This is a genomic window from Paraburkholderia sp. BCC1885 (assembly GCF_900996235.1).
Classification (GTDB): domain Bacteria; phylum Pseudomonadota; class Gammaproteobacteria; order Burkholderiales; family Burkholderiaceae; genus Paraburkholderia.
The window spans coordinates 625,256-641,405 of the sequence record NZ_CAAJGM010000208.1; the positions used below are offsets into that span (position 1 = coordinate 625,256).

The window sequence follows — 16,150 nt, forward strand, 5'->3', positions numbered from 1 at the left end:
CAAACCCGCTATATATTCGAGCTTCGGACATCAGTTCCGATCAGCAACAAACCATCATCACTTCACCCAACACTAAAGGGAGGCATCACATGTTCAACGTGCACATTGCCACTCTTTACGTGGCCTCGCGACCTTAACTCGTCGCCTACGCAGGTCAGCCGTTTCGGCAAACCTGTGCATTTTTTCCAGACGGTCTGAAATCAGTACGCCGGTTCAATCCGGCACGCTGCGGCTGTCTATTCCTATTGCTCCTGACTGGAATCCCGGGGTCTCTGCGTCCCCAGGCCGTGACCAATGACTACTAAAAAACTCGACTTGCGCGGACAAGCCTTCAAGGACGTCCTCGGCTTCACTTTCCGCCACTGGCGCGAACAACCCTGGCGCATCTTCGCCGTCACGTCGCTCGTGCTGCTCTCGGCATTGGCCGACGTGCTCACGCCGATGTTCGCCGGGCATCTGGTCGACGCCATCGCCTCCGGCCCGGCCGGCAACCCGTCCGCGTGGCATGCGGCCGTCACCGCGTTCTGCATTCTGGCCGGACTCGGACTCGGCGCCACGCTGCTGCGTCAAGGTGTCTACAAGAACATCATCCCGTTGACACTCACGATGATGAGCACGATCGCCGCCGGCGCGTTTCATCGCGTGCAGCGTTTTTCGACCGACTGGCATGCGAACAGCTTCGCCGGTTCAACCGTGCGCAAGATCACGCGCGGCATGTGGGCGCTCGACATTCTCAACGACACGCTGCTGATCGCGCTGTTTCCGTCGCTGGTAATGCTGGTCGGCTCCACGGTGCTGCTCGGGGTGCGCTGGCCGTTGATGGGCGCGGTCGTCGGCGTCAGTTCGGTGCTGTATATCGTCGTCACGGCGATGTTGTCGCTCGGCTTCGTCGCGCCCGCCGCGCGTCTCGCCAACGCGTGGGATACGCGCATGGGCGGCGCGCTTGCCGATGCCGTCAGTTGCAACACGGTCGTCAAGGCTTTCGGCGCCGAAGAGCGCGAAGAGGTGCTGCTGGCCCGCATCATCGACAAATGGCGTCATCGCACCCGGCGCACGTGGGTGCGCGGCACGCTCAACGGCGGTGTGCAAGGCGGCATGCTGGTGCTGATCCAGGCGTCGATCCTCGGCGCGGCGCTGTTCCTGTGGGCGCGCGGAGAAGCGAGTGTCGGCGACATCACGTTTGCGCTGACCATGTTCTTCATGTTGCAGGGTTATCTGCGCGAAGTCGGCATGCACATCCGCAATCTGCAGCGCTCGGTCAACGACATGGAAGAACTCGTGGCGCTCGAAAAACAGCCGCTCGGTATCGAGGACAAGCCGAGCGCCCGGCCCATCGCCATCGGCAAGGGCGAGATCCGTTTCGAGCACGTCACGTTCCACTACGGCTCGCTCGCCACGCCGCTCTACGACAACTTTTCCGTGCGGATCGCGCCGGGTGAACGCGTCGGTCTGGTGGGCCATTCGGGCTCGGGCAAGACGACGTTTATCAAGCTGATCCAGCGGCTTTACGATGTCTCGGGCGGCCGCATCACGATCGATGGGCAGGACATCGCCCTCGTCAATCAGGCGTCGTTGCGCAGCCAGATTGCGATCGTGCAGCAGGAGCCAGTGCTGTTTCACCGCACGCTGGCGGACAACATCGCCTATGCGCGTCCCGGCGCCACGCGCGCCGAGATCGAGCAGGCGGCGAAGCTCGCCAGCGCCCACGACTTCATCGTGACGCTGCCGAAGGGCTACGACACGCTGGTGGGCGAACGCGGCGTCAAGCTCTCGGGCGGCGAACGCCAGCGCGTCGCAATTGCGCGGGCGTTCCTCGCGGATGCACCGATCCTGATTCTGGACGAGGCCACTTCGAGTCTCGACAGCGAAAGTGAAGTACTGATCCAGCAGGCCATGGAGCGGCTGATGGTGGGCCGCACGACGCTCGTCGTCGCGCACCGGCTGTCGACCGTGCGCGCGCTGGACCGCCTGCTGGTGCTCGACAAGGGCAAGGTCATCGAAGAAGGCAGTCACGATTCGCTGATCCAGCTCGAGAAAGGCCTGTATCGCAGATTGTTCGAGCGCCAGGCGCTGGAACTGATCAAGGGCCTGTCGGAGCCAACACTGGGCGGACACGCCAGCGTCAGATCCGGCGCGGGCGCCGCGCAGATTGACGACTCGGAAATGCTGGTCGGCGAATAAGCGGTACTGAGGACGATGGCGGGACGTCGCGAGACTCCCGCCATCCCTTTCTGTCTGCCCGAAAGTTTTTTTGTACTTGTGCTTGACAATCTATCTACTGGTAGATAAAGTTCAGTCCATGGAAACGACAACGACAGTCCGCGAACAGATTCTCGAGCACGCCATCACGTTGATGATGCTGCGCGGGTACAACGGTTTTAGTTACCGTGATCTGTCGAGTCTCGTCGGCGTCAAGACCTCGAGCATCCACTACTACTTCCCGTCGAAAGACGATCTGGTGCTGGAAGCGGTCAACGAATACAGCAAGCAGGTATTCAGCGCGTTTCAGTCTGTCGACGATTCGTGGCCGGCTGATATCAAGCTCAGCAAGTACGCAAAGATGTTCGGCAAGACGCTTGGCGACGGCAACCAGATTTGCCTGTGCGGCATGCTGGCTGCGGACATCGAGTCGTTGCCCGAGAACATCCGGCAGGCAGTGCAGGCGTTTTTCAAGGCGAACGAGCAGTGGCTCGCGAAGGTTCTGGCGCAAGGCGCGCAAGAAGGCACGCTGGCGGTTAACGGCAAGCCGGAAAACGCCGCGCGAACCCTGTTCGCGGCTTTTCAGGGCAGCGTGTTGGCGGCCCGGCTGTTTCATACCAAGGCCCGGCTTGAAGATGTCGAGGCGTCGGTGAGCGTTGCGCGGTAATGCAGTGAATATGAGGTGGCGTGTTCGCCTCTTTGTTTGGCCCGATTATCTATCTTTGCATAGATAGATAATCGGGTAGCCGTGAAAGAGAAATCGTGCGGTCTTTTGTCATTCAATCTATCTAGTAGTAGATAGTAAATTTAGCAATTCAACCTGTTTGGCAGTTCAACCTACTTAAGGAGCTTCACCATGTCCCTCGAAAAAGTCCTCTACCGCGCTCAAGCTCACGCAACCGGCGGCCGTGACGGTCGTGCTGTCGTCCCCGCTGGCAATCTCGACTTCAAGCTGACGACGCCCAAGGAACTCGGCGGTGCAGGCGGCGAAGGCGCCAATCCGGAACAACTGTTCGCAGCCGGCTATAGCGCGTGTTTTCTCGGCGCGATGAAGTTCGTCGCCGCTCGCGACAAGATCGCGATTCCGGCGGACGTGTCGATCGACGGCAGCGTCGGTATCGGCGTGATTCCGAATGGCTTTGGCATCGAAGTGGAACTGAAGATCTCGCTGCCCGGCATGGCGCGCGACGCGGCACAAGCCCTGGTCGACAAGGCGCACATCGTTTGCCCGTACTCGAACGCGACGCGCGGCAACATCGACGTCACGCTGACGATCGTCTAAGCACCGAATAAGCCGCCGATTCAAGCAGGCAAACCCGCTGATCCGGCAGCGGCGCAGTTTTCAAATGGCAACTGCGCTGCGCCCGCTGTAGGGAGCGCCGCCGGACTCACACAGACATTTAACGCATCGGAGTAAATCTCATGAACCGCAATCGCATCGCAACCCTTCTCGTCGCCGCCACCGCAGCAATCGCGGCCCCCGCATTCGCCAGCAGCGGCTACGGCCCGGCGCCGTCGTATAACCCGGTGGCCGGCGCGCCGGCTTCGCAGCGTGGTCAGAGTGCGCAAACCATCGCCGCCGAACAGGCCGCGTTTGGTGCGAACAGCAATGCCTATGGCGGCGTGGCGAGCGTGCAGTCGGAAGCAGGCAGCCGTGTGCAGACCCTGCCTGGCCAGTCGACCTTCGCGCATCATTAAGCGGAGTGGGGATTGGGCCGGGCCACTCGCCCGATTCCATTCAGACCTGGCGCAGCGATTTATCGAGAGCGCGCGCCGCGACGCGATCCCCCTCGGTGGCGAGTGCCGCGCGAAAGACGGTCTGATGATTGTGTCCCGCCGCCGCGGGCGAGTCCCACAGCAGTTCGACCTTGGGCCGCCGATGCAGCCAGCCGCTGCGCGCCATGTCCTGCGGCACCGTCGCCGCCGACGCCGGACCGGCGCCCACCGGCGCGGGCGTCCCCGTGGGGTCGAGCATCGCCACAGGCGCCGCAATGGGCGCCGCGCCCGTATCGCTCTGCCCGTCCAGCCAACGCACCGTCAATTCGCGCGCATCGTATTGACCGAGCTTGCGGCTTTCCACCCAGACGATCACCGTGCGCGTCGCCGTATCCACGGAGATCGCATAACGGCCGATCGCGAAGCGACGCGCCGCGACGTTAGTGCGCCACAGCGCGCGCGGCCGGCAGATCCACAGCACCGCGGCATAGAGAGCCGGCGCCGCCACCAGCCAGCCGTTGGTCGCCGCTACGGCATGGATCGCACGCCGCCCGCCGGCGCTCCAGACGAAAGCGCCCACCGAGAAAACCGCGAACAGGAAACCAAGGAAAGCGAATAGCCGCAGCGCCTGCCGCAGCCATTGCGGCAGCGGATGAAACGGGCGCTCGGCGCGGGCGCGCGCGCCCGGCAGGAAAATCAGCAGAAACAGAAAGACCAGGTTGATGCAGGCCCACGGCGATGAAGCCATGGCGGACAACGACGCAATAAAATCCATGTCCGACATCGAAAACAGCCAGCGCGCCAGAATCACGAGACCGATGGCACGCAACGCGAAAACCGTTCCGGCGCCGGGCGCCGCGTTCGCACGCGTTTCTTTCGTTCTCGCCAAGGCATCCTCCTGTCGTTGACGCCGCCGCAGCCAAATTTGCGGCACGGCCATTATAGGGATATTACCGAGGCGGCTCACGGTTCCCGTTCCCGAAACGCCACTTTCAGACAGTTCCACCACAAATGCGCGGCGCGCATGCAACAACGCCCCGCGTACCTGAGGCACGCGGGGCGTTGTTGGCGCCTGGCACGCCGCCCGCAGGCGGCATACAGACAGTCACGCTGAGCAGAACTTAGCTCGCGTTGACTTCGCGCAGGACCGTGCGGCGCTTCTGACGCAGCAGCTCCTCGTAGGTTGCCACGTAGTTCTGCGCCATGACCTTCGACGAGAAGCGCGATTCGAACGCGCCGCGCACCGTGGCGCGGGGCAGCGTATGCAGACGGTTCACCGCCGCAACCGCGCTGATTTCGTCTTCAACGACAAAACCCGATACGCCGTTTTCGATCACTTCCGGCACCGAACCGCGCTTGAACGCGATAACCGGCGTGCCGCAAGCCATGGCTTCGATCATCACCAGACCGAAGGGCTCCGGCCAATCGATCGGGAACAGCAGCGCATGAGCGTTGCCGAGGAATTCGGTCTTCTCTGCTTCGCTGATTTCGCCGATATATTCGACGTGCGGCAGCGCCATCAACGGCTTGATGACTTCGTCGTAGTAGGCACGGTCGGCCTTGTCGAGCTTGGCGGCGACCTTGATCTTCATGCCGGCCTGCTCGGCAATGCGAATAGCCGTGTCGAGGCGCTTTTCCGGCGAGATGCGGCCGAGGAACGCGAGATAGCTGGGCTTGACGTCGGGAATCGGCTTCAGCAGGTTTTCCGGCAAACCGTGATACACGGTGGACAGCCAGTTGGCCTGTTGCAACGGCTGACGCTGGTTGTCCGAAATGGACACCACCGGCACGTCGCTGAACGTATTGAAGATGGGCTGCAGTTCCGGCAGGTCGAGACGGCCGTGCATCGTGGTCAGGAACGGCACCGGCTGGCGTGCGAACAGCGAGAACGGGTAGTAGTCGATGTGGAAATGCAGCACATCGAACTCGTCCGCGCGGCGGCGCACTTCTTCCAGCAGCAGCATGTGCGGCGCCATCACGTCGCGAATGGTCGGGTCGAGGCGCAGCGCCTGCGGCCAGAAGGCTTCGAGTTTCGCCGAGGTTTGCGAATCGCCGCTCGCGAAGAGCGTCACATCATGCCCCTGTTCGACCAGTGCTTCGGTCAGGTAGGACACTACCCGTTCCGTTCCGCCATACAGCTTGGGAGGAACCGCCTCGTGCAACGGAGCGATTTGAGCGATTCGCATAAAGAGAACTCCTCGTAAAAAATCAGGCAAAAGTACTGCGGTTTGTTAAAAGCGCCTCGCTTTGCTCGCCTTGCCAGCCGCACCGGACGCTCCGGCACGGGCCTGTTTCTTCGAGAAATCCTGCGATGGATCGCTTGGTAAGGATGCCCAGACTGATCATCGTCACCAGGCTGTTCATGTGCAATAAACGCACCTGCTTCAGACTCGTTGACAAACTGTCAGTTAATTCATGGCACGACCGAGGCTGCATTATGCGGGTCCGCCGCCCCGCGCCGCGCCAAACATTTCAAACACTTTACGTTGTTACAAAGCGGAAACACTTGGCAAACCCTTGTTTTATAAGACAGTTCTACAGTAGGGTCTGGCTGTGGCAGGCGACCGAAATGCGTCTGGTTTGCAAATTCTTCCGTCCATGTTTGCCGCGTGCTACCGCTTCTACGCGTCGCCGGAAGCCGGTCCGCGCTGAATGGCTTTTGTAATTATATCCCGAAATTATCCGCGACCTGTGTGAACGACCGCCGCGGCGCGAGGTCGAGCTAGGGAGGTTTTGCGGATGCCATCGCGAAATCAGTCGCGTCTCGTTGCCGTGCAAACACGGCGGAATGCCTTTTGCGTGTTTACAATGCGAAGCATCTGCCTTTCGTGGCGATGCGTCCCGTGGCCCATGCTGTTGCATGACATAACCTGAATCACACCGACCACACGATCAATTGGAACATCTCACCATCGCCCAGCGTAATGCCCACAACGCAAAGCTCGCGAGCTATGCGCACAGGCCGCTTGCGTTTCTCTTTAGCTACATTCGCCGCCACCCGTTCGCCCATGCGATCGTCCTGTGCAGCGTGTTCGCGGCCGTGGGTTGCGCGCTCGCTTCGCAATACGCGATCAAGCATCTCATCGACGTGCTCGGCGGCGGCCGGCATCATCCCGGCCCGCTGTGGGGCGCGTTCGCCATCCTTGTCGGCCTGATTGCCGCCGACAACCTGCTGTGGCGGGTCGGCGGCTGGGTCGCGGCGCACACCTTCGTGGCGGTTACGGGCGATCTGCGCCGCGATCTGTTCCAGTATCTGAGCGGCCACTCGCCGACCTACTACTCGGAAAAGCAACCCGGCATGCTGGCAAGCCGCATCACCGCCACGTCGAACGCCGTCTACACGGCGGAGAACACCACCGCCTGGAACGTGCTGCCGCCCTGCATTGCGGTGCTCGGCGCCATCGTCATGATCATCGCCGTCAATCCGTTGATGGCGGCCGGCCTGATGCTCTGCTCGGCAATCCTCTCAGTGGTACTTTACAAGCTCGCCGGGCGCGGCTCGGCGCGGCACCATCACTTCGCCACCAAGGCGGCGTCGGTGGACGGCGAGCTCGTCGACGTGATCAGCAACATGGGCCTCGTGCGCGCGTTCGGCATGACGATTCGCGAGCAGGCGCGCTTCGGCGCCACCGTCAAAGCCGAGATGGATGCGCGCCAGCAAAGCCTGCTGTATCTCGAGAAGCTGCGCCTGCTGCACGCGGTCATCACCGCCATGCTCTCGGCCGGCCTGCTCGGTTGGGCGCTGTGGCTGTGGGATAACGGCCGCGCGACCTCGGGCGACATCGTGCTGGTCAGCTCGCTCGGCTTCACGATTCTGCATGGCACACGCGACCTCGCGGTCGCACTCGTGGACGTCACGCAGCACATCGCGCGGCTAGCCGAAGCCGTGCGCACGCTGCTCGAGCCGCACGGCATGCCGGATCGCGCGGACGCCGTCGAACTGGTGCCGCAAGGCGGCCGGATCGACTTCGAGCGCGTCACGTTCGCCTATCCGCGTCGTCGGCCGATTCTCGATCACTTCGATCTGCATATCGAGCCGGGCCAGCGGGTCGGCCTGATCGGCAAGTCGGGCGCGGGCAAGTCGACCGTGCTGTCGCTGCTGCAACGTTTCTACGAGACGCAAGGCGGCCAGATCAAGATCGACGGGCAGGACATCGCCACGATCACGCAAGACAGCCTGCGCCACGCGATTGCCGTGGTGCCGCAGGATATCGCCCTGTTCCACCGCACCGTCTACGAGAACATCGCCTACGGCCGCCCCGAAGCGAGCCGCGAGGAAGTGCTGGCGGCGGCGCGGGAAGCGCGCTGCTCCGATTTCATCGAAGCCATGCCGGAAGGCTACGACACGATCGTGGGCGACCGCGGCGTAAAGCTGTCGGGCGGTCAGCGGCAACGCATCGCGATCGCGCGGGCCATCCTCAAGAACGCGCCGATCCTGCTGCTCGACGAAGCCACTTCGGCGCTCGACAGTGCCTCCGAAGAGGCCATCCAGAAGGCGCTCGACCGCCTGATGGTGGGCCGCACGGTGGTCGCCATCGCGCACCGGCTGTCGACGCTGAACAGCTTCGACCGGATCATCGTCATGAGCACGGGCAAGGTCGTGGACGACGGCACGCCGGAAGAGCTGCGCAACCGGCCGGGGCTCTACCGCGATCTGCTGTCGAAGCAGTACGGCAAAGGCGCTACGCTGCACGCCGGCGGCAAGAAGGTCGACGAGCAACACGTGGTTTGACGGCGGCTGGCGACCCGGCAGCGCCGCCAGGATGCCGATAGATCAGGCCGGAATGTAGAAAAGCCGCTTCGAATCGAAGCGGCTTTTTTGTGCTTTGTGGGCCGGGCTCAGCAGGCCCTCAGCCAGTCACGCCAGTAATCGGTTAGCGGCGATTCAGCGCCATCTCACCGCGCCAGCTTCTCGCGCCTCACCTTCTTCGCGCCTTTGCCGTCCCCCTGCACGCTACCCGCCGCCTGCAAATCGCGCATGAAGTTATCGCGCCATACCGACACGTTGTTCTCGCGCAATTGCACCATCATGTCGCGATAGCGGGCCTGACGCTCGGCGAGCGGCATCGACAAAGCCGTAGCCAACGCCTCGGCCATGCCGTCGATATCCACCGGATTGACGATCAACGCGCCGTCCAGTTCCTGCGCCGCGCCCGCGAAGCGCGATAGCACGAGCACGCCCGGATCTTCCGGGTCCTGCGCCGAGACGTACTCCTTGGCCACGAGGTTCATGCCGTCGCGCAAAGGCGTCACATAACCCACGTGGGCCGTGCGAAACAGCGCGGCCAGCACGGCCCGGTCGTACTGACGATGGATGTAGAGAATCGGCGCCCAGTCGAGTTCGGCGAAACGGCCGTTGATGCGGCCCGACTCGCCTTCCAGTTGCAGGCGGATGTCCTGATAGGCATTGAGATCGGCGCGCGTCGGCGGTGCGATCTGCAGGAACGAGACCTTGTTGCGCTGCGCCGGCGCATGTTCGAGCAGCCGCTCGAAGGCGCGAAAGCGCTCCACCAGCCCTTTCGAATAATCGAGGCGGTCGACGCTCATGATCAGCTTGCGCGAGTGCAGCGTGGCCTTCATCGTGCGCACCGGCTTGCCGCGCTCGCCCGCTTTGGCGAGTTCGGCGATTTCGTCCGGATAGACGCCGATCGGATAAGCCGCGGCCTTCAGCGAGCGGCCGAACGCCTGTATGACGGCGGGACCTGCCGCCGGCGTCTCAACGGTGCCGTTGGCCTCGTTGACGATGTAGTCGCAAAACGCCCGCAGATCCGGACCGGTCTGAAAGCCGAGCAGATCGAACGAGCACAGTGCTTCGACCAGTTCCCGATGCGGCGGCACCGCCAGCAGCACCTGGGAAGCCGGAAACGGAATATGCAGAAAAAAACCGATCCGGTTCTTCACGCCCGCCGCCCGCAAGGCTTGGGCAAATGGAATCAGGTGATAGTCGTGCACCCAGATGACGTCGTCGTCACGCAGGAGCGGCACGAGTTGCTGCGCGAGCCAGGTATTGACCCGGCAATAGCCGCCGAAGTCGTGCCGGTCGTATTGCAGCAGATCCGCGCGGTAGTGGAACGCCGGCCACAAGGTGGCGTTCGAAAAGCCGCGGTAATACTGGTCGTAGTCGCGCCGCACCAGCGGAATGGTGGCGAAGGTCACCGGCCCGCGCTCTTCAAGGCTGATCTGCGGCTGCCCCGAGGCGAGCACGTCGCCGCTCCAGCCGAACCACATGCCGCCCGTTTCCTTCAGCGCATCGTAGACGCCCACCGCCAGGCCGCCGGCTGCCGGGCCGCCTTCCGAGATCGGCGCGACCCGATTCGATACGATAATCAGTCGACTCATGAAGCGCGGTTTCCGTGCAGAAGGACGTTCGATTTGAAGCGAAGGACGAGGCGAAAGCCGGCGCGCATCATGCGCCGCGCGCCGCGCTGACGATCGCGTCGAGCCAGTCGAGCAAGGCGTCGACCGACTCGAGCCGCGAGCGCGCGATCGTGTCGCCGGGGCCGATCTTGATCGACACGCCGCCGCGCTCGTTGACCACCGCGAAGCCCTTCTCGTCGGTCAGATCGTCGCCGGCGAACACCGGGCGGCGGCCGGTGAACGGCGGCTCGTCCAGGAAGGCACGCACGGCGCGGCCCTTATCGACGTCTTTCGGTTTGATCTCGTAGACCATCTTGCCGGGCTGCAGCACATAGGCGCCCGGATAGTCGGCCACCAGTTGCTCGGTGGCCTTGCGCGCCACCGGCTCGCGGTCGGGCGCGTTGCGGTAATGCAGCGCCAGCGCCGCGCCCTTGATTTCGAGCAGCATGCCCGGATTGCCGTTGACGACTTCGGCCAGCACCTGTTCCATGCGCAGAAGCCGCTCGTCATGAAAACCGATGCGCTGAGTGTCGCCATTCGAATCGCGCCGCTCGGCACCATGCAGGCCGGCGATAGGCAGATCGGGCATGCCGAGGAACCCATCGATACTGTCGATCCCGCGGCCCGACACCACCGCGACCGCGCCATTGGTCAGCCGGCGCAGCTCGGTCAGCAGGGTGATGACCTGGGGCTGCACCCGCACGCCATCAGGAGTGGAAGCGAGTTCGACCAGCGTGCCATCGAAATCGAAGAAAAATGCCGTCTCGCTCGGAGACAGAACAGCCGGAAGTGCTTGCATCGGTTTATCTTGCCTTTCAGCCGCTCGCAGCCGCAAAAGTGTGCGCATCTTACCGCGCATCCCGCTATTTTTCGGGAAAGTCAGGTTTAGCGCAACGCGCCCGGAGAATCCGGTGGTTTGCCACGGAAACTCCCTACGGAATCCACTGGGTTCGACGTCAGAAGCGCCCGCTCATCAGGATGCGTCAAATTGCCCCGCGATGGCGACCCTTCGGGACGCCGTATGCCATGCTCCGGGAAATTACGCTACAGTCCCAGCCACGCTGACGGGTCCCGCATGGCGTGCAACCTCGGCAGGCCAGTTGCCGCTTACCCGCCTCAGCCCGTGCTTCATGCCGTTACAGGCCGCCTAGGATCGAGTCATAGATGCCTGCTTTGTTCCCCAGAATTTCGCGCCGACCGGCGCAAGCTGATGGACCGGAATCGCCCCGGCACGCCGTTCGCTCGGCGCGAGGTCTGCGCCGGGCCGCGTGGCGGCCCGGCGTATTGGCGCTCGCCATGACGCTCGGGCTGCTCTCCGCCTGCTCGCACAAGGAAGAACCCTGGCATCTGACCAACGTGACCGGCCATCTGCCCGATCTGGACTTCACGCTGACCGGCGACGACGGTAAACCCGCCACCGGCGGGTCGTTCAAGGGCGACATCGCCCTCGTCTACTTCGGCTATACGCATTGCCCGGACGTCTGCCCTGAAACGATGGCGCGTCTGATGCAGGTGCTCGCCAAGCTCGGCCCGGACGCGCAAAAGGTGCGCATCCTGTTCATCACCGTCGACCCGGCGCGCGACACGCCCAAGGCACTGCATGATTACGTCGGCGCATTCGACGCCGAACACGCCGTGGGCCTGACCGGCAGCGACCGGCAGATCGAGGCGCTGGCACGGCAGTATCGCGTCGCGTATCAGATGGAACAGCGCGATCCGAACGGCAACTATGAAGTCACGCACAGCTCGGCCGTCTATGTCTTCGATGCGCAGGGCCACGCGCGCCTGCTCGCCACCGACCGCGATTCGCCCGACGTGTTCGCCGCCGATCTGCGTCGTATCATGGCAAACCCGTCCTGACGATGGGCGGCTCACCGCCCGGCTTTAATCTTTTATTTGTCTTCTTCCCGAGTCTCCGTTTATGAACCTCAAGCCCTCCTCTCTCGCGGCATTGGCCGGCGCCCTCATCCTCTCGCTCGGCGTCGCCGCCACGGCCGACGCGGCCGGCCCGCAGGCCATCACCGCCCAGCACGCCTGGGTGCGCTGGTTGCCGAACAACCTGCCCGCCGCCGGCTATGTGACGCTCGTCAATTCGAGCGCCAAGCCGGTGGATCTCACCGACATCTCAAGTGACGACTACCAGGGCGCGATGCTGCATCAGACGGTCGCGAACGGCTCGACGCAGCAGATGGTGATGGTCGACAAGTTGACCGTGCCCGCGCACGGCCAGGTCGCGATTGCACCGGGCGGGTATCACATCATGCTGGAACACGCGCAGCACAAGGTGGCGCCGGGCGATACGGTGCATCTGAAGCTGCAGTTCTCGGACGGCGAAACGCTCGATACGGTGTTTGCCGTCAAGTCGCCGGCTCAGGCGAACTAAAAAAGTAGAGTTCGAGCGGCGGCGCATTGCGCAGTGGCGTGACGCGCGCCACGCGCACCGTCATCGTGCCGCTCACTGCGAATCTCAGGCAGAGCGCATCCAGACGTGCGGAATGCCGTCTTCTTCGTGGATATCGGAGACAGGCACGAAACCGAATGCGCCATAAAAGCCCTGCAGATGCGCCTGCGCGTGCAGGCGGATCGGCACGTTGGGCCATTGTTCGAAGATATGCGCGATGGCGCGTTCGAGCATTTTGTTGCCGAGGCCCATGCCGCGAAAACCCGCGGTCGTCAGCACCCGGCCGATGCGGATGTCAGGCTCGTTTTGGTCCGGCAGCAGCACGCGCAGATAGCCCGCGAGTGTGGCCTGCGGCTCGGCGGGACCGAACGCGAACAGATGCCATGCGCCGAGGTCGAGGCCGTCGATATCGCCATACACGCAGTTCTGCTCGACCACGAACACTTCGCTGCGCGCGGCCAGCATGGCGTAGACCTCGCTGATGGTCAGGTCATCGAAGAATTTCCAGCGCCATTCGACAGGTGCATGCGGCGCGGTTTTGGAGTGCTGCGGCTGGTTCATTGGCAAATACACATCGGGAAGGATGCGTCCGGGCGGACGGCAATTGCGGAATTATGCCGCGAATGCCACGCGCGGGCCTGGCGAGCCTTAAAGTGGCAAGCCGGTGCCGGTGCCGGTGCAGATGCAGATTCCGGTACCGGTGCCAATGCGCCATGTTTAGAAATTGAGCGCCGATTTCACCGATTGCAGCGCCGCGCCATTCAGGAAAATGTAGAAGCCGTTCGGCGAGGTGGCGCCTGGCGGCAAGGTCTGCAGCGGGGTGCCGTCCTTGATCAGCGCGCCCTCGTAGATACCGCCGTTATTCTGGAAGAAGACCCGGTATTCCGGCGTCGCGGTCGGGAGTGCCGTGTTCGAAACCCACGCGCGGACCCCTGCCACCGTGGTGATCTGACCGCCCGCAAGCTGATAGGTGGTGCCGTCCGACGCGCTTGCATACGGGAAGAAATTCTCCAGCGCCGACACAGTCGTCGAACACGGCGTGAGATTGGCGCCCGTCGTGGCCGGTGCCGCGCAGTCGCCGACCACCAGCGAATTGCCCACCACCTGCCTGACCACCTTGATGTACGCCGAACCCGGTTGCCAGCTTGCCGACAGGTTGTAGAGCGACTGCCCGTTGATGGTGTTGGTCAGAAGTCCAAGCTGGCTATCCGCGAAAAGCTCGCTCGGTGAAGCCGAAATAAGCCCCGCCAGCGGCACGCTCGTATAGCTGGTGCCGAGCAGCGACATGACGACAGTCTGCCCATCCGCGGCGAGATAGTTTTCCTGCACGTTGGCCCCCGAATAGCTCACCTTCACCTGATCGGGCGCCGGTCTGACGACGACCGCGCCATTAACCAGATATCGCGTCGGCGTAAGGGAAGGCACGGTAAGCGTGGACGCCAGCGACGTCATGCTGACGGTCAACGCCTGTGTGCCGGTCGACGGGCTCGCCGGAGCGCTTGAGTTATCGCTGTAGAAATAACTGGTGGGGCTCACGGAAATCGTGCCCGTCGACGAGGTCGTCAGGTTGAGGTTGCCCAGCAGGAAGTGCGCGCCGCCGTTGGCCGCCAGCGCGAAACTTTCGTAAACCTGCTGATTGGCGCTCAAGTTGGAACTGCCTGAGCCGTCGAACAATGAATTCGGCGATGAACTCGAACCGCCGCCGCCTCCACATCCAGATGCCGCAAGGGCCACTAAAGCAATAACGATTGCGTGCCGCCCAGCCGAAAATCCGTCTTTATATTTCATTTGTCTTTGATTTATCTTTCGATTTTATTTGTTCGACTGATGGGGCCGCCATGGCCTGTTCAGTCGCCCCCGATTGGCGCTCGATATATTGCCGCGTCCGGCTCTGCGCAGCGCGTGAGTCTTGCCACGAGGCAGTTCTGTCGAGCCATACCGGAACATACCAAAGCGTTGTAAAACTGGAAATATGCCAGTTTAGGAATGTCATTCGACATCGGTGAATATCTCGACTCATGAAAGCCCTTTTATTTGCCGGGCGCACATGATCCTGCCGACTTGCCGCAAACACTTAGCGGGCATTCAACCGCTCGCTGCAATCTCTTCAATGGGATGTTGCAGGCGATCGATCAGATTGTCCGGGCCGGCCAGATGCAACGCGCCGACCACGACGAGCGTGCGCTCGGGACTATCGAACGCTTCCCGCACCCGCGGCGCCCACGCGAGATTGCGCGCGTCGAGAATCGCGCTGCGAATGCCGGGCAGGCTGAACATCGGCGATTCGGCGGCGACGTCATAGAGACCCTGAAGATCGCGTTGCAGCCACGCGGCCTGCATACGTTCCAGTGTGCGTTGCGGTTCGGTCAGATCGGCGAGCAGCAGTTCGAGTCCGGTGCAGATGGCCGGCAACGGAATCGACTCGAGCGAGGCGACCACCTCATCGACCGTTTCCAGATAGCGATAGGGCTTCGACTGCGCCGCGGCCTCTCGCAGCATCCTCGGCTCGACGCCCTCTACGACGCGCTGACAAAGCGTCGGCGCAACCATCATTGCGGCCCACGGACGCAAGTCGCCGAGCGGAGCCAGTACGCCCGCGGACGGCCACGATGCGTCGAGACGGCGCCAAACATCAGGCGGCAAAGCGTGTTCGATCGATGCGCCGGTCTCACGCTTCAGAAACGGCAGGATGGATTGCGCGTCGGATTCGAAGACGAGCGTGTCCGCCCAGTCGAACGCCTGCGAAACCCATGCGGGCATGCGCGGACTGGAGGCGGGAAACAGATGCATCGAACCCAGCAATCGGACCTGCGTGCCGGTGAGCTGTAGATACATGGATGAAGAACCCGTGGTCCGAAGAAAATGACGCACAGTATTTCATATGCGACGGATCGTGCGTGACCGCTGGCGTGGCCGGACCTAGCTTGCCGACTTTTGCGTCGCATGCAATGTGACGCCGAAAAAAGAAAAGCCCCGACAAGTCGGGGCTTTTCTTTGACAACTGCTGGAGGCGCGAGCCGGAGTCGAACCGGCCTAAACGGCTTTGCAGGCCGCTGCATAACCGATTTGCTATCGCGCCGTAAGCGGGCTGCTGATCCGTCGCACCTGATTGCGTGGAAACGGGGTTCGCAGATTTGTTCGATGGCCGGTCAGTCCACCAAACAAAAAGGGAAGCGTTGCTTCCCCGAATGTCTGGAGCGGGAGACGAGTCTCGAACTCGCGACCTCAACCTTGGCAAGGTTGCGCTCTACCAACTGAGCTACTCCCGCATAATGCTGCTTCACAACGCCTTGTTACTACATTCGCCACACACAAAACGCTGCTTCAAAAATTTTGGAGCGGGAGACGAGTCTCGAACTCGCGACCTCAACCTTGGCAAGGTTGCGCTCTACCAACTGAGCTACTCCCGCGTTTTGCTGCTTGCTACACCCCGTTGCTCAGAACCGCGTGCATCGGAGAAACGAGATTATGTATAAA

General features: G+C 62.5%; 14 protein-coding genes and 3 tRNA genes. 7 read left to right on the forward strand and 10 right to left on the reverse strand.

Annotated features, from left to right (window positions below):
• Positions 1-294 precede the first annotated feature (294 nt).
• The 4 genes from FQ755_RS21370 (at position 295) to FQ755_RS21385 (ending at position 3,897) form a co-directional block, all read left to right on the forward strand.
• Positions 295-2,181: an ABC transporter ATP-binding protein gene (locus FQ755_RS21370; RefSeq protein ID WP_144156762.1), complete on the forward strand. Its 1,887-nt coding sequence runs from the start codon at positions 295-297 to the stop codon at positions 2,179-2,181.
• 118 nt (positions 2,182-2,299) lie between these two features.
• Positions 2,300-2,866 carry a TetR/AcrR family transcriptional regulator gene (locus FQ755_RS21375; protein ID WP_144156763.1) on the forward strand — a complete coding sequence of 189 codons (567 nt, stop codon included), beginning with the start codon at positions 2,300-2,302 and terminating at the stop codon, positions 2,864-2,866.
• A 189-nt stretch (positions 2,867-3,055) separates the two neighbouring features.
• On the forward strand, positions 3,056-3,481 hold the full coding sequence (locus FQ755_RS21380; RefSeq protein ID WP_144156764.1) for an organic hydroperoxide resistance protein: 426 nt from the start codon (positions 3,056-3,058) through the stop codon (positions 3,479-3,481).
• 140 nt (positions 3,482-3,621) lie between these two features.
• Positions 3,622-3,897, forward strand: a complete 276-nt coding sequence (locus tag FQ755_RS21385) for a hypothetical protein (protein ID WP_144156765.1) — start codon at positions 3,622-3,624, stop codon at positions 3,895-3,897.
• A gap of 40 nt (positions 3,898-3,937) precedes the next feature.
• On the opposite strand, the gene FQ755_RS21390 is transcribed toward FQ755_RS21385, so the two are convergent.
• Both FQ755_RS21390 and FQ755_RS21395 read right to left on the reverse strand, forming a co-directional pair.
• Positions 3,938-4,804, reverse strand: coding sequence for a hypothetical protein (locus FQ755_RS21390; protein ID WP_144156766.1), 867 nt, complete (start codon positions 4,802-4,804; stop codon positions 3,938-3,940).
• A gap of 232 nt (positions 4,805-5,036) precedes the next feature.
• Entirely contained in the window at positions 5,037-6,101 is a 1,065-nt protein-coding gene (locus FQ755_RS21395; protein ID WP_144156767.1) for a glycosyltransferase family 4 protein, read from the reverse strand.
• Between the two features lie 710 nt (positions 6,102-6,811).
• On the opposite strand from FQ755_RS21395, the gene FQ755_RS21400 reads away from it, so the two are divergent.
• Positions 6,812-8,647, forward strand: a complete 1,836-nt coding sequence (locus tag FQ755_RS21400) for an ABC transporter ATP-binding protein (RefSeq protein ID WP_144156768.1) — start codon at positions 6,812-6,814, stop codon at positions 8,645-8,647.
• Between the two features lie 164 nt (positions 8,648-8,811).
• Here FQ755_RS21400 and otsA read toward each other — a convergent pair whose 3' ends face one another.
• Positions 8,812-10,254, reverse strand: a complete 1,443-nt coding sequence (gene otsA / locus FQ755_RS21405) for an alpha,alpha-trehalose-phosphate synthase (UDP-forming) (RefSeq protein WP_144156769.1) — start codon at positions 10,252-10,254, stop codon at positions 8,812-8,814.
• Between the two features lie 67 nt (positions 10,255-10,321).
• The gene (otsB, locus tag FQ755_RS21410; RefSeq protein WP_144156770.1) at positions 10,322-11,071 is read right to left on the reverse strand and encodes a trehalose-phosphatase; all 750 of its coding nucleotides are present in this window, start codon (positions 11,069-11,071) and stop codon (positions 10,322-10,324) included.
• 365 nt (positions 11,072-11,436) lie between these two features.
• Between otsB and FQ755_RS21415 the strand changes: the two genes are divergently transcribed.
• The gene (locus FQ755_RS21415; protein WP_144156771.1) at positions 11,437-12,132 is read left to right on the forward strand and encodes an SCO family protein; all 696 of its coding nucleotides are present in this window, start codon (positions 11,437-11,439) and stop codon (positions 12,130-12,132) included.
• Between the two features lie 61 nt (positions 12,133-12,193).
• Positions 12,194-12,655: a copper chaperone PCu(A)C gene (locus FQ755_RS21420; RefSeq protein WP_144156772.1), complete on the forward strand. Its 462-nt coding sequence runs from the start codon at positions 12,194-12,196 to the stop codon at positions 12,653-12,655.
• 84 nt (positions 12,656-12,739) lie between these two features.
• Here the strand turns inward: FQ755_RS21420 and FQ755_RS21425 are convergent, their stop codons facing one another.
• The 6 genes from FQ755_RS21425 to FQ755_RS21450 all read right to left on the reverse strand — a co-directional run bounded on the left by FQ755_RS21425 (position 12,740) and on the right by FQ755_RS21450 (position 16,083).
• Positions 12,740-13,234: a GNAT family N-acetyltransferase gene (locus tag FQ755_RS21425; protein WP_144156773.1), complete on the reverse strand. Its 495-nt coding sequence runs from the start codon at positions 13,232-13,234 to the stop codon at positions 12,740-12,742.
• Positions 13,235-13,390: 156 nt separating this feature from the next.
• Positions 13,391-14,320 carry a hypothetical protein gene (locus FQ755_RS21430; protein ID WP_260858751.1) on the reverse strand — a complete coding sequence of 310 codons (930 nt, stop codon included), beginning with the start codon at positions 14,318-14,320 and terminating at the stop codon, positions 13,391-13,393.
• A gap of 438 nt (positions 14,321-14,758) precedes the next feature.
• Positions 14,759-15,508 carry a TraB/GumN family protein gene (locus FQ755_RS21435; RefSeq protein WP_144156775.1) on the reverse strand — a complete coding sequence of 250 codons (750 nt, stop codon included), beginning with the start codon at positions 15,506-15,508 and terminating at the stop codon, positions 14,759-14,761.
• Between the two features lie 170 nt (positions 15,509-15,678).
• A tRNA-Cys gene (locus FQ755_RS21440) sits at positions 15,679-15,752 on the reverse strand.
• A gap of 114 nt (positions 15,753-15,866) precedes the next feature.
• A tRNA-Gly gene (locus FQ755_RS21445) sits at positions 15,867-15,942 on the reverse strand.
• 65 nt (positions 15,943-16,007) lie between these two features.
• Positions 16,008-16,083, reverse strand: a tRNA-Gly gene (locus FQ755_RS21450).
• Between the last annotated feature and the right edge of the window lie 67 nt (positions 16,084-16,150).

Bases quoted from the DNA above. Each gene is read 5' to 3' on its own strand.
- FQ755_RS21370 (WP_144156762.1), top strand. From the start codon at position 295: ATGACTACTAAAAAACTCGACTTGCGCGGACAAGCCTTCAAGGACGTC.
- FQ755_RS21375 (WP_144156763.1), top strand. From the start codon at position 2,300: ATGGAAACGACAACGACAGTCCGCGAACAGATTCTCGAGCACGCCATC.
- FQ755_RS21380 (WP_144156764.1), top strand. From the start codon at position 3,056: ATGTCCCTCGAAAAAGTCCTCTACCGCGCTCAAGCTCACGCAACCGGC.
- FQ755_RS21385 (WP_144156765.1), top strand. From the start codon at position 3,622: ATGAACCGCAATCGCATCGCAACCCTTCTCGTCGCCGCCACCGCAGCA.
- FQ755_RS21395 (WP_144156767.1), bottom strand. From the start codon at position 6,101: ATGCGAATCGCTCAAATCGCTCCGTTGCACGAGGCGGTTCCTCCCAAG.
- otsA (WP_144156769.1), bottom strand. From the start codon at position 10,254: ATGAGTCGACTGATTATCGTATCGAATCGGGTCGCGCCGATCTCGGAA.
- otsB (WP_144156770.1), bottom strand. From the start codon at position 11,071: ATGCAAGCACTTCCGGCTGTTCTGTCTCCGAGCGAGACGGCATTTTTC.
- FQ755_RS21415 (WP_144156771.1), top strand. From the start codon at position 11,437: ATGCCTGCTTTGTTCCCCAGAATTTCGCGCCGACCGGCGCAAGCTGAT.
- FQ755_RS21420 (WP_144156772.1), top strand. From the start codon at position 12,194: ATGAACCTCAAGCCCTCCTCTCTCGCGGCATTGGCCGGCGCCCTCATC.
- FQ755_RS21425 (WP_144156773.1), bottom strand. From the start codon at position 13,234: ATGAACCAGCCGCAGCACTCCAAAACCGCGCCGCATGCACCTGTCGAA.
- FQ755_RS21435 (WP_144156775.1), bottom strand. From the start codon at position 15,508: ATGTATCTACAGCTCACCGGCACGCAGGTCCGATTGCTGGGTTCGATG.